Consider the following 13,044-nt stretch of genomic DNA (forward strand, 5'->3'; position numbering starts at 1 on the left):
CCTTACGGTGTCGTTCGAATGTCCGGCCATCGCGGCGATGCGAGCCGGGCCGACAGTGTCGCGCCGCCGACGCCTGCGTGTCGATGCGGAAAATTTCCATTCCGGCCGATTCGTCGCGCGCCGCAATGCGAAACTCTTATTCACGCTCGTCCGCATTCCTTCGCGCAGGCGCCGCGATTTTCCAGGTGCGTCGCGAACAGCGAAGATCGCGCCGAAAAAGTGCCTGCGCGATTGGGTAGGATTTTTCCGACGTCGCAATCAGGCGATTTCCCACTGGCGCGTTCGCGGCGATGCCGGACAGGAAACGACAGGCAAGCCGCGTAAGAACGAGATCGCGGCCGGTCCGGCGACGTTGCGCGGAGCCACGAACCGGGCCGTGCTGTCCGCCGCATCGCAAGGATCGCTTGTCGATCCCGCCCCGCTCCGTTCGTCGCATAGGCAAGCCCCCACCGGATCCCGCCGATGAACCTCCCCGCATCTCCCCCCGCGCTCGACCGCAACTGGGCGCTGGTCGCCGCCGGCGCGGTGCTCGGCTGCGTCGCCATCGGCGCGGTGTTCGCGCTGGCGGTGCTGCTGGAGCCGATGGGCGCGGCGACGGGATGGTCGCGCGCCGGCCTGTCGGCGGCGATGACCCTGGCCTTCCTCAGCATGGGCGTGGCCGGGTTCGGCTGGGGCCTGCTCAGCGACCGCATCGGCCCGCGCGCGGTGGCGCTGGCCGGTTCGCTGCTGCTCGGCCTGGCCTGCGTGCTGGCCAGCCGCGCCGGCAGCCTGCTGCAGTTCCAGCTCGCCTACGGCGTGCTGCTCGGCGCGGCCGCGGCGGCGTTCTTCGCGCCGGTGATCGCGGCCACCGCGGCGGCGTTCGAGCGGCGACGCAACCTGGCGATCTCGCTGGTCTCCGCCGGGGTCGGGGTGGCGCCGATGACGCTGTCGCCGCTGGTGGCGTGGCTGATCAGCCAATACGACTGGCGCACCACGCTGCTGATCGTCGGCGCGCTGGCCTGGGCGCTGACCCTGCCGGCGGCGTGGTTCGTGCGCGCCGCGCCGGCCGCCCACGCCGCGGCGCCGGCGCCGGCGCAGGCCGCGGTCGGCGCGCCGCCGGCGACGATGGCGCAGGCGCTGCGCTCGCGCCCCTTCATCGTGCTGGGGCTGGCGTTCTTCGCCTGCTGCGCCGCGCACTCGGGACCGATCTTCCACACCGTCAGCTACGCCATCGGCTGCGGCCTGCCGGTGACCGCGGCGGTCACCATCTACAGCATGGAAGGCGCCGCCGGGCTCGGCGGGCGCCTGCTGTTCGGCGCGCTGGCCGACCGCTACGGGGCCAAGCCGATCCTGGTCGCCGGCCTGCTGGTGCAGGCGGTCGCCGCGGCCGGCTACCTCGCGGTGAACCAGCTCGACGGTTTCTACGCGGTGGCGCTGGTGTTCGGCCTGGCCTACGGCGGGACCATGCCGCTGTACGCCTCGCTCGCGCGCGACGCGTTCGACCCGCGCATCCTCGGCGGCGTGCTCGGCGCGGCCAGCCTGCTGTCGAGCCTGGGCATGGCGCTGGGCCCGGTGGCCGGCGGCTGGCTGTACGACCGCTACGGCAGCTACACCTGGCTGTACATCGGCTCGATGCTGGTCGGGCTGGCGGCCGCGGCGATCGCGCTGGCGTTTCCGCGCGCGCCGCGCCAGCGCGGCGGCGGCGGCGAACTGCGGCACGCCTCGCAGTATTGATCGCCGTCGAGGGGCGATTTCGCGCGTCGGAAGCTTGGCGGAAGGTTCGTGCACGCGCGCCGGCGGCGCTTGCGGCGGTCGGGAATGTTTCCGGAAGGCGAGCCTGCGCGCTTGCGCCCGGAATGGACCGGCCAGGAACTCCTGGCGCTCCGGCCGCTACGGCAATGCCCGGCGGCGGGAGTCCATCGCTGACAGGAGAACGAACCGTGGACGTGAACATGATCGACTTTCTCGAAGGCTGGGCCCGGCAATGGGCCGGCGAGCGCGGCGGCGCCAACAACTACGACTGGGACGGCACCAATCCGATCTTCCGCAAGTACGCCGACCGCTACGGCGTGAACCTGGACTGGAGCCTCGGCGACTACGCGATCCAGTCCAAGAGCACCAAGGCCGTCTCGGTCTACAGCGCCGAGTACGGCCCGTTCGACACCCGCAGCGACATCACCTTCAGCCACACCTACGACGAGACCGATTCGTTCGAATGGAGCGTGACCGAGACCGTCGGAGTGTCGCAGACCACCTCGGTCTCGGTCGGCGTGCCGGACCTGTTCAGCGCCGACGCCAGCCTGACCCTGGACCTGTCGGTGTCGACGACCCAGAGCCAGCAGAAGCAGCGCACCAACAGCTGGTCCCTGACCCGCAACTTCGAACTGGAGCCGCACACGGTCGCGACCATGGAGATGGTCCTGAACCAGACCACCGCGACCGCCGTCGCCGACCTGCGCGGGGTGATGAGCGGCCGCATCGCCATCGGCCTGAACAACCGCTGGAACGGGCACTACTTCTGGTTCGTCCCGGTCGCCGACCTTGCCCGCCAGTTCAATGCGCGCAACGACATCACGGTGATCGGCGGCAACGTCGAAGTCCGGGTGCCGGTGAAGTTCCACGGCGTCGGCGTCATCGACACCTACCTGCGCGAGAAGACCCGCGACCCTTCGGGCCGGATCGAGACGCGGCTCCACGACGGCCTCGATCCGCCGATCGCCATGCCGGAGGCCGCCTGACATGAAACGCCTCCAGACCGTCCTGCTCGTCGTCGTCCTGTCCGCCGCCGCGGCGCTGGCCGCCCCGGCCTACGCGCAGTCGCCCGCGGCGTCGCCTTCGGCGCCGCAAGCCGCGCCCGCCGCGGCGTCGCCCGCCACCGCGGCCGACGCCGGCAAGGGCCTGCCGCGCGTCGGCGGCAACTGCAACGTCAAGTCCAAGACCCAGCAATGCTGCCTCGGCAAGACCTGCCGCGGACGCGTGCTCGGCGGCCAGTCGGGCATGGCCTGCCAACAGAAAGGCGGCGAGAGCTGGCATGGCGCCAACGGCGTCTGCCACCCGCTCTGATCCGCAACGCGGACGGCGTCGCCGGCGCCGTCCGCCCCTGGCTACCCGCACGCGGACGCGCCGACGCCGGCGCGTCCGCGCGCATGACCCGCAACGTCACCTTTCCTGTGATTCCGGTCGCGTATGCAAACTTTCGCCGCAAACTCCGCGCCGACTGTGCCGGCGGCCCGCAAAGCGCCGGCAGGCGCTGCACTACCATCGCCGCGAACCGATCGCCGCCGCGCATCCGCGCCCCGGCGGCCCACGATCATCGCGCAGCACGCAGCCGAGGCAACGGACGCCGACGTGATCACGCCCGAACCGTCCCATCCGGCCCCGGAGCATTTCCGGATCGGCGACTGGATCGTCTATCCGAAACACAACGCCATCGTCCGCGGCGAGGAACGCGTCGCGCTGGAACCGCGCACGATGGAGGCGCTGGAGTTCCTCGCCTACCACGCCGGCGAGGTGGTTCCGGCCGAGCGCCTGCTCGCCGAGTGCTGGCCCAACATCGGCGTCGGCGACAATCCGGTGCACAAGGTCGTCGCCCACCTGCGCAAGGCCTTCGGCGACCAGGCCGGGGCGCCGCGCTACATCGAGACCATCCGCAAGCGCGGCTACCGCCTGATCGCGCCGGTCGTGTTGCCTTCGGGCTATCGCGGCGCCGCGGCGCCTGCGGCGCCGGGCTGGCCGCACGGTTCGCCGTTCCGCGGGCTCGATGCCTTCGGTGCGCACGATGCCGGTGTGTTCTTCGGCCGCGACGCGGCGATCGCCTCGACCTTGCGCGCGTTGGAAGCCCAATGGCGCAGCCGCACCGCGTTCGCGCTGCTGGTCGGCGCCAGCGGCAGCGGCAAGACTTCGCTGCTGCGCGCCGGCGCGGCGCCGCGGCTGGCGCCGCCGGGCACGCATGCGCTGGCGACCCTGGCGGTCGCGCAGGTCCCGGGGCGCGGTCCCGGCGCGATCTCCTTCCATGCCGCGCTGGCCCAGGCGCTGACCCGCGACATGGCGCCGGCGTTGCTGCCGGGCGCGAGCCAAGCCGAATGGCTGGAATCGCTGGCGCGTTCGCCGGAGGCCGCGGCGACGCAGCTGCGCGCGCGCCTGGACGCCGCCGCGGTCCGCGCCGGCGCCCCGGAGCATGCGGTGCTGGCGCTGATCGTCGATCAGTTGGAAGACTTCTTCGCCGAGGGCGACGACGCCGCGGAGCAAGCGCATACCGTGCGCACGCTCGCCGCGTTGGCGCGCTGCGGCCGCGTCGCGGTGCTCGCCGCCTGCCGCAGCAGCGCCTATCCGGCGCTGACCGAGGTCCCCGGCCTGTTGGCGCTGAAGCACCCCGACGGCCACGTCGACCTCGCGCCGCCGAGCGCGGCCGAGATCGCCGAGATGATCCGCCGCCCGGCGCAGATCGCCGCGCTGAGCTTCGAAAGCGGCGACGACGGACGCCTCGACGACGTCCTGCGCGATGCCGCAGTCGCGCAGCCGCAATGCCTGCCGCTGCTGCAGCACACGCTGCAACAGCTGTACCAGCGGCGCGAACAGGGCGGGCGGCTGACGTTCGCCGCGTATCGCGACATCGACGGGCTCGACGGCGCGCTGCGCCAGCACGCCGAACGCGCGGTGGCCGAGGTGCCCGCGGCCGCGCAGCGCAGCCTGCCGCGGGTGCTGGCGCGGCTGGTCCGGCTCTCGTCCAGCGGCGAACGCCTGGGTTGCCTCCCTGCGGCGATGGAGTCCTTCGCCGACCCGCACGAACGCGAACTGATCGAAGCGCTGGTCCGCCATCGCCTGCTGGTGGACACGGTGCAGGACACGCGGCCGGCGGTGATCGTCGCCCACGAAGCCCTGCTGCGCGCGTGGCCGCGCGCGGCGGCGTGGCTGGAGGAAAGCCGCGACGGCCTGCGCCTGCGCGCGCGCTTGGCCGAGTCGGCGGCGCGGTGGCAGTCCGAAGGCCGCCGCCGCGACCTGCTGCTGCCGCGCGGCCGCCGCCTCGACGAGGCCCGGGACCTGGCGCGCCGCCGTCCCGACCTGCTCGATCCGGCGGCGACCACGCTGATCGAGCATTCCGTCCGCCGCGAAACCCGCCTGACCTGGCTGCGGCGCGCGGCGGTCGGCAGCGTCTGCGCGCTGGCCGCGGTCGCCGCCGCCGGCGGATTGCTCGCCCATCGCGCGCGCCTGCAGGCCGACCAGGAACGCGCCCGCGCGCAAGGACTGGTGGAGTACATGCTCGGCGACCTCACCGAACGCCTGGAACGGCTCGGGCGGCTCGACCTGCTCGACGGCGCCGCCCAGCGCATCCTCGAAGACCTGCGCGCGCCGGGACAGCAAAGCCGCGACACCCGCCTCAACCGTTCGCGGGTGTTGCGCCAGATCGGCAAGATCCGCGTCGCCCGCGGCGCGCCCGACGACGCGCGCGCCGCGCTGACCGAATCGCTGGCGCTGGCCGCCGGCCTGGTCGAGGACAGCCCCGCCTCGGCCGAGATGCTGCTCAATCTCGGCGAAGCCAGCTACTGGTCCGGCTACCTGGCGTTCCTGCGCGCCGACTACGACACCGCGCAATCGCACTGGCAGCGCTACCGCCGCGTCGCCGAACGCGCCGCCGCGCTGGAACCCGATCGCGCCCGCGCCTGGATCGAGACCTCCTACGCGCTCAATACGCTCGGCACGCTGAGCCGCAAGCGCGAACGCCATGCCGAGGCGCTCGCGCTGTTCGAGCGCTCCGAGCAGTACAAGCGGCGCGCGCTGCGGTTCGAGCCCGACGACCTGCGCCTGCGCGCCGACCTCGCCGACAGCCTGTCCTGGAGCGCGCGCACCCTCGACCGGCTCGGCCGCCTGGACGAGGCACAGCGGCGCTACGCCCAGGCCATCGCGACCATCGCCCAGGTCCGCCGGCAGGCGCCGCTGGACGCGGAATGGATGCACCGCGAGGCGATCCTGCGCAGCAGCGACGGCCAGATCCTCGCCAGCCTGCAACGCACGCCGGACGCGCGCGCCGAACTCGAAGCCGCCGCAGCCTTGCTCGACCGCATCGGCGGCGAGCAGCCCGAGCGCAGCGACTGGACCCGCGACCGGCTGGCCTGCCGCCTGTCCGCGGCGGAACTGGAACTGCACGACGGCCGCGGCGCCGCGGCGCGCGCGCACCTGGAGTTCGCCGACGACGCGCTGCAAGCGTTGCTGGCCGCGGACGCCAGCGTGCAGGACCTGCCGCGCCTGCGCCTGCGCGCGGCGCTGGCCCGCGCGCGCCTGGAGTTCGCCGACGCCGGCGCGAAGGCCGCGCGCGCGCCCCTGGCCGCGGCCGAAACCCTGGCCGGCGCGACCGCCGACCCAACCGCGCCGCTGGCGCAGAAGGACCGGGTGCTGCGCGCGCAGTTGCGGATGCTGCGCGCGCAGATCGCGCGCAGCGACGACCCCGCTGGCGCCGACCTCGCCCTCGCCGAAGCCGCGCGCTGGCTCGGCGATCCGGCCGGCGACGATCGCGAGACCGCCGATGCGCGGCGTCGCCTCGATGCCTTGTCCGCCGCGCGCGAGGCCGTCGCGGCCGCGCGCTGAACGTCTCTCCTCCACCCAACGCAAGGACCAGCCATGAACGCCACCGCGCAGACTCCGCTGTACCCGACCCGCCCCATCGAGCTGACCGTCGTACGCGTCGAAGGCGGCGGCAACACCGGCGGCGGCCGCTACTTCTTCAGCTTCCGCCCGAACATCGTGCTGATCCGCGAGCCGACTTATCTGCACTACAAGCTCAGCGAGACCTGTTCGCCCGGATTGGTGCTGGACTACGTGGTCGGCAGCGCCTCGGCCGGACAACTGCAGATCCCTCGGGAATGCGAAGACAGCTGCGTCACCATCGTCAACCACTGCATCGCGCGCGAACTGCTCAACCTGGCGTTCGTCGTGCGCGACAACACCCCGATCGCCCGATCCGGACCGGAAATGGTCATCTGCGATCCGCAGGTGCTCAACGTGCCGGAGTGATCGGACCGGCCGCGCGACGCAGGTCGGCATCGACCCCGACCTGCCGCCGCTGCACGCCGACCGCCGGTTGTTGCACGAGCTGCTGGCCAATCCGATCGACAACGCGATCCGCTGCACCCCGCCCGGCGGCCGCATCGAGGTCGAAGCGCGGCGCGACGGCGCGGCAGTGCGTTTCGCGGTCGCCGACGACGGCCCCGGCATCGCCGAGTCCGAGCGCGAACGCGTGGTCGAACGGTTCGTGCGCGGCAGCAAGGCCGATTCGCAGGGCAGCGGCCTGGGCCTGGCGATCGCGCGCGAGATCGCCGCGCTGCATGGCGGCGCGCTCACGCTGGCCGCATCGCAGCATCCCAGCGGCCTGCGGGTCAGCGTCGCCCTGCCCGCCGCCAGTGCGCCCGCCGCGCGCGGCTGATCCGTCCTCGCTCTTCTTCGCTCGCTCTTGCTCGCTCTTGCTCGCTCTTCTTCGCTCACGCTTGCTCACTCACCTTCGCTCACGCTCGCGCCGCATGCGGGCGCCAACTGCGTCGCAACTTCGCATCGCTCCGCGACAAAGCGTGTCCGCCATCGATTTCGCATTGCGTTTTGCGCCACGCCCGCACCGGCAAGCGCGCCGCAAATTTTTTTCCGCGCGCGCGAACCGCGGAAAAATCGCATGTAAGAATGACCCAATGCGCAGTACATAAAAAACGCGCTCAGTAGACTCGAAACCCTAGCGAGGGCATTCGATGGAATATCTGAAGGCACTGGCGTCGCTCGGCGTGTGGCCTGCGATCTATCCCCTGGGCGCGAGCGCGTTGGCCGTCGTCGGCGGGTCCGCCCATCGTCTTCGCTTCCATCCCCTGCTCGCGCTCGCCACCGGCAGCGCGGTGGCGACGTTGTTGCTGATGGCGTTGGCCTGGGCCGGCGCGTTCGTCCCGGCCGCGATCGGCCTGGCCGGCTGGGCCGTGCTCGCCGCGTGGTGCTGGCGCGAGCGCGCGTGGACGCGCATCGGCCCGGCGCTGGCGTGGTTGCGCCTGCACGCGCGCCGGCACGGCCGCGCCGCGTCCGCCGCGGCCGCGATCGTCGTCGCCGCGTTCTTCTTGTATGCGATGTATCCCAAGGAAAGCCTGCTCGGCGAACGCGACGAAGGCCTCTACGCCCAGCACGCCCTGCACCTGCTGCGCAGCGGCGGCTCGGCGATCGACCTGGCCGCGATCGGCATCGCCGGCGATCCGGGCATCGAAGCCATCGCCCAGGGCAAGGCCCCGGAGCTGCCCGGCCTGTATCCCACCGGCGCGCGCTGGACGTTCCAGTTCTCCGCCGCGACGCCGGTGTGGATGGCGATGCTCGCCGCGCCGCTCGGCCCGCAGGGCATCTTCCGCTTCAACGCGCTGATCGGCGCGCTCAACTGCGTCGCCTTCTTCGTGCTGGCGCGGCGCCTGCTTCCGGCCGGCGCGCGCGCCTGGGCGGTGCCGGCGCTGGCGGTGTTCGCGCTGCAGCCCGCGCAAGTGTGGGTGTCGCGCAACTCGCTCAGCGAACCCCTGTGCGCGTGGTTCCTCGCCACCGGCCTGTACGCCGCCAGCCTCGGCGCGGCCCGGCGTTCGCGCCGGCTCGGCCTGCTCGCCGGCGCGCTGATCGCAATGGGCTGCTTCGTGCGCATCGACGCGATCGTGTTCGCCCTGGCCGCGGCCGCCGCCGCGCTTGCCGCCGCCGCGCTCGGCCGCGACGCCCGGCAACCGCGCGCGGCGGCGGCGCTGGGCGAAACCGCGCTGGGCTGCTATCTGGTCGCCGCGTTGGCGATGGGCTATTTCCTGGCGTGCGTGCAGCCGTACCTGATCGGCCTGTCCGAACTGGTGGTGGCCGCGGCGGTGGCGACGGTGCTGTGCGCGTTCGCCGCGCGCGTGGCCGCGCGCGCGTCGGCCTTGCGCCTGGGCGAAGCCGCGGCGGCGCGCCTGGCGTGGCCGGCGGCGGCGGCGGTCGCGGCGCTGTTCGTCTATGCGCTGTGGATCCGCCCGCACCTGCCGCCGTACGCGCTGATCGAATCCAGGCTGGTGCCGCAGTTGAACGGCCAGCGCGACTATCGCGAAGCCAGCCTGAGCAACGTCGCCGCGTATCTGTCGTGGCCGGTGGTGCTGGCCGCCGGCCTCGGCGCGGCGCTGGCAGTGCGCGCGATGCTGGCGCGCCGGCTGAGCCCGGCGCGGGCCTGGGTCCTGGCGTTCCTGCTGGTGCCGACCGTGGTCTACCTGTGGCGGCCGATGGTATCGCCCGACCATATCTGGGCCGCGCGGCGCTGGCTGCCGGCGGTGTTCCCGGCCGTCATCGTGCTGGCCGCGTTCGCCGCCGCCGGCTTGGGCCGGCGTCTGTCGCGAACCGGCGCCCAGGCGCTGGCGGCGGCGCTGGCGCTGGCGCTCGGCGGCCATCTGCTGTGGCAGCAGCGCGACACCCTGCGCCTGCGCGAGGACGCGGGCATGCTCGCGCAGATCGGCGCCATCGCCGCGCAGCTGCCGAGCGACCGCCGCAGCTACGTGCTGGGCCAGCCGCAACTGGCCAGCGCCCTGCTCAACGGCTTCGGCGTGCCGGCCGTGCAGCCGCCGCCGGAGACCTGGAACGATCCGGCGCGATTCTGCCCGACCCACGGCGAGTGCTGGGTGGTGCACCACCCCACGGTCCAGCCGATCGCCGTCGCAGGCGCGGTCGCGGTCGCGGATTTGCCGCTGCGGCGGCTGCGTCGCGTTACTTCTGTGGAGCCGCTCGCGCACGGCACCTATCAGGAAGCCGGCCTATGGCGCGTCACCCGGATCGCGCGCTGAGGCCCGCCGCGATGCGAACCGTACCGACGCTGCCTCGCCGGATCCACGAACGAACGCTTGCGGCGGCCGACCGCCGCATCCCTGAGGAGACCGCCCGATGAACGCACGCAGGTCGCTCCGCGCCGAGGGGCCCGTCTTCGCCGGCGGGCCGTTGCGCCCCAACGCCGTGCCCGCGCGCGACGCGCGCTATGCGCGCAAGCCGATCAAGGTGGTGATCCAGCTGCCCTGCCGCGACGAGGCCGAACAACTGCCGGCGACCCTGGCCGCGCTGCCGCGGCGCCTGCCCGGCGTGGACGAGGTCGAATGGCTGGTGATCGACGACGGCTCCAGCGACGACACCGCCGACGTCGCCATCGCCCACGGCGCCCACGCGGTGCTGCGCCTGCCGCACAACCGCGGCCTGGCGCGCGCGTTCTGCGCCGGCCTGGAAGCGGCCTGCCGGCGCGGCGCCGACGTCATCGTCAATGTCGACGGCGACAACCAGTACGACGCCGCGGCGATCCCCGAGTTGGTCGCGCGCGTGCTCGCCGGCCGCGCCGACATCGTGGTGGGCTGCCGCCCGATCGAGCGCATCGCCCATTTCCCGTGGTGGAAGAAGCGCCTGCAGCGGCTCGGCAGCGCGGTCGTGCGCGCCGCCGCCAGCGTGCGCGTGGACGACGCCACCAGCGGCTTCCGCGCTTACAGCCGCGATGCGGCGATGCGCCTGAACGTGTATTCGAGCTACACCTACACCCTGGAAACGCTGATCCAGGCCGGCCAGTCGGGCCTGCGCGTGGAAGGCATGCCGGTCGGGGTGAACCCGCCGACCCGGCCGTCGCGGCTGATCCGCAGCGTGCCGCAGTACCTCGGCCGCTCGATGCTGACCATCGTGCGTTCGTTCCTGACCTACCGCCCGCTGGAGTTCTTCCTGGTGCCCTCGGGCCTGTGCATGAGCCTGGGCGCGCTGATCGGCGCGCGCTTCCTCTACGCCTTCGCCCAGGGCGACGGCGACGGCCACGTGCAGTCGCTGATCCTGTCGGCGCTGTTGATCGTGGTCGGCACGGTCGGCGCGGCGGTGGGCCTGCTGGCCAACCAGATGGTGGTCAACCGGCGCCTGCTGGAGGAACAGCAGCAGAGCCGCCGCCGCGCGGAATGGCGGCCGCCGGCTTGAGTCCGATGGCCCGGGACGCGCGCGACGGGAGTGGACATCGCAAGGACGCGCAACCCGAGCGCGCGGACCGCAGCGACGCGCAGGCGGGCGACTCGCATTCGAACGGCGCGCACGCGCGCGATCCGTTTCCCGACCGCAGCGCGCACGCCACCGACGCGCGCTCGATCTGGTACCTCACCCGCAAGTTCCCGCCCTCGCGCGGCGGCATGCAGCAGCTCAGCGCGCGCATCGCCGGCGAACTGTCGGCGCTGCGGCCGCTGACCCTGGTGCGGTGGGGCCGCGGCCAGTGGGGCCTGCCGCTGTTCCTGCCGTGGGCGCTGGCGCGCCTGCTCGTCGGCCTGCTGCGCGGGCGCGTGCGGGTGCTGTTGCTCGGCGATCCGGTGCTGGCGGCGCTGGCGCTGCCGGCGCGCTGGGCCGGCGTGCCGGTGGCAGTGGTGGTGCACGGGCTCGACATCGATTGGCCGCACCGCGGCTACCGCGCCTATCTGCGGCGGTTCTTCTGGAACCGCTGCGACGTCTATTTCTGCATCAGCCGCTACGTCCGCGACCGGCTCGGCGAGGGCGGCGTCGATCCGGCGCGCTGCGCGCTGGTCCATCCCGGCGTGGCCGCGACGGCGCCGTCGCCGCGGGTGCCGCCGGCGGCCGAGCCGCGCCTGCTGATCCTGGGCCGGCTGGTGCGGCGCAAGGGCGCGCTGTGGTTCGTCGAACACGTGATGCCGAAGCTGCGCGCGGACCCGCGCGGGATCGTCCTGGACATCGTCGGCGAAGGCCCCGACCGCGCCGCGATCGAACGCGCGATCGAACGCGAAGGCTTGCACGCGCGGGTGCGGCTGTGGGGCGAGGTCGACGACGCCGAAAAGGCGCGCCGGCTCGACGCCTGCGACCTGGCGCTGATGCCGAACCGGCGCGTGCCCGGCGACCCGGAAGGTTTCGGCCTGGTCGCGCTGGAAGCGGCGATGAGCGGGCGCTACGTGCTCGCCGCCGACCTGGAGGGCCTGCGCGACGCGCTCGCCGATCCGGCGCTGGGCCGGCTGCTGCCGGAGCGGGCCGACCCGGCCCTGTGGTCCGCGGCGATCCTCGAACTGCTCGCCGATCGCGCCGCGCTGCGCGAGCGCGGCCGCGCCGCGCGCGCGCATGCCGCCGCGCACTGCACTTGGCGCGACATGGCGCAACGCTACGCCGAACGGCTCGATGCGTTCGCCTGAGCCGGCGTCCGGCGGATGGCGCCGCGGCGGCCGCGCCGCCGGCTGGCTGCTCGGCCTGGCCGCGCTGGCCTTGGTCGCGCAGCAAGCCTGGGTGCGGCGCGCGCAGTGGCAGCCGCTGTGGCAACGCCTGGACGCGGCCGACATCGCCCTGGCGCTGGCGCTGTGCCTGGCGATGCAGGTCGCCTTCGGCCTGGCCTGGCATTTGTTCGCGCACGGCCGCTGGGTGCGCGCGCAGGCGTATGCCGATCTGCTGCGCTGGGGCCAGAGCCTGCCGGCCAAGTACCTGCCCGGCAAGATCTGGCAAGGCGTGGCGCGCAGCGCGTTGTACGCCGGCGAACGCCGCGCTGCGCTGACCTTCGTGTTGTTCGTGCGCGAACAGTTGCTGTCGCTGGGCATCGGCGCGGCGATCGCCGCGCTGGCGGCGCCGGCCGCGCTGTCGCCGCGCGCCGGTCTCGCGCTCCAGTTCGCCCTGCTCGCCTTCGCCGTCGCGGTCAGCGCGGCCGCGCTGTGGCGGCGCGTGCCCGCCGTCGTGGCCGCGCGGCTGCCGGCGGCGCTGGCCGGCTGGAACGAAGGCCTGCCCGCGCGCGCGGTGCTGGCGCGGGTGTGGCTGCTGCAATGGCTGGCCTACGCGGCGATGTGCGCGGCCTTCGCCGTGTTGGTGCGCGGCTTCGGCCTGGAACTCGACCTGGCGCGGTCCTCGGCCGCGCTGTGCCTGGCCGGCCTGGCCGGCGTGCTGGCGGTGTTGGTGCCGGCCGGGCTCGGCGTGCGCGAGGCCGGCCTGTTCTGGTGCCTGGCGCCGCTGGTCGGCGCCGGCAACGCGGCGATGCTGGCGCTGGCCTGGCGCCTGGCGATCACCGCCGGCGAAGCGGCCTTCGCCGCCGCCAGCTTCGCCCTGGGCGCGCTGCGCCGGCGCTGA

Annotated in this window: 11 protein-coding genes; all 11 read left to right on the plus strand. The window is 73.5% G+C overall.

The genetic code is table 11. The features are described from left to right. Window positions 1-7 precede the first annotated feature (7 nt). Window positions 8-466 (plus strand): hypothetical protein, encoded by a 459-nt coding sequence (locus JHW41_RS21675; RefSeq protein WP_250446879.1) that lies wholly within the window; start codon window positions 8-10, stop codon window positions 464-466. Next, a complete protein-coding gene (locus JHW41_RS21680; RefSeq protein ID WP_250446882.1) occupies window positions 463-1,713 on the plus strand; it encodes an MFS transporter in 1,251 nt (416 codons plus the stop codon). Before JHW41_RS21675 ends, JHW41_RS21680 begins: the two co-directional genes overlap by 4 nt. A 206-nt stretch (window positions 1,714-1,919) precedes the next feature. After that, window positions 1,920-2,717: an ETX/MTX2 family pore-forming toxin gene (locus tag JHW41_RS21685; protein WP_158229880.1), complete on the plus strand. Its 798-nt coding sequence runs from the start codon at window positions 1,920-1,922 to the stop codon at window positions 2,715-2,717. 1 nt (window position 2,718) lies between these two features. Next, window positions 2,719-3,042, plus strand: a complete 324-nt coding sequence (locus JHW41_RS21690; protein WP_250446885.1) for a hypothetical protein — start codon at window positions 2,719-2,721, stop codon at window positions 3,040-3,042. A 285-nt stretch (window positions 3,043-3,327) separates the two neighbouring features. After that, entirely contained in the window at window positions 3,328-6,561 is a 3,234-nt protein-coding gene (locus JHW41_RS21695) for a winged helix-turn-helix domain-containing protein (RefSeq protein WP_250446924.1), read from the plus strand. Window positions 6,562-6,594: 33 nt separating this feature from the next. Next, window positions 6,595-6,987, plus strand: coding sequence for a hypothetical protein (locus JHW41_RS21700; RefSeq protein WP_198944632.1), 393 nt, complete (start codon window positions 6,595-6,597; stop codon window positions 6,985-6,987). A 70-nt stretch (window positions 6,988-7,057) separates the two neighbouring features. Next, window positions 7,058-7,396 carry a sensor histidine kinase gene (locus tag JHW41_RS21705; protein ID WP_250446928.1) on the plus strand — a complete coding sequence of 113 codons (339 nt, stop codon included), beginning with the start codon at window positions 7,058-7,060 and terminating at the stop codon, window positions 7,394-7,396. Window positions 7,397-7,709: 313 nt separating this feature from the next. Then, on the plus strand, window positions 7,710-9,773 hold the full coding sequence (locus JHW41_RS21710; protein WP_250446931.1) for a hypothetical protein: 2,064 nt from the start codon (window positions 7,710-7,712) through the stop codon (window positions 9,771-9,773). A gap of 97 nt (window positions 9,774-9,870) precedes the next feature. After that, window positions 9,871-10,923: a glycosyltransferase family 2 protein gene (locus tag JHW41_RS21715; RefSeq protein ID WP_250446934.1), complete on the plus strand. Its 1,053-nt coding sequence runs from the start codon at window positions 9,871-9,873 to the stop codon at window positions 10,921-10,923. A gap of 5 nt (window positions 10,924-10,928) precedes the next feature. Further along, window positions 10,929-12,128 (plus strand): glycosyltransferase family 4 protein, encoded by a 1,200-nt coding sequence (locus JHW41_RS21720; protein WP_250446937.1) that lies wholly within the window; start codon window positions 10,929-10,931, stop codon window positions 12,126-12,128. Further along, on the plus strand, window positions 12,115-13,044 hold the full coding sequence (locus JHW41_RS21725; RefSeq protein WP_250446956.1) for a lysylphosphatidylglycerol synthase domain-containing protein: 930 nt from the start codon (window positions 12,115-12,117) through the stop codon (window positions 13,042-13,044). The genes JHW41_RS21720 and JHW41_RS21725 overlap by 14 nt, the downstream gene beginning before the upstream one ends.

It is taken from the genome of Lysobacter enzymogenes (assembly GCF_023617245.1).
Lineage (GTDB): Bacteria > Pseudomonadota > Gammaproteobacteria > Xanthomonadales > Xanthomonadaceae > Lysobacter > Lysobacter yananisis.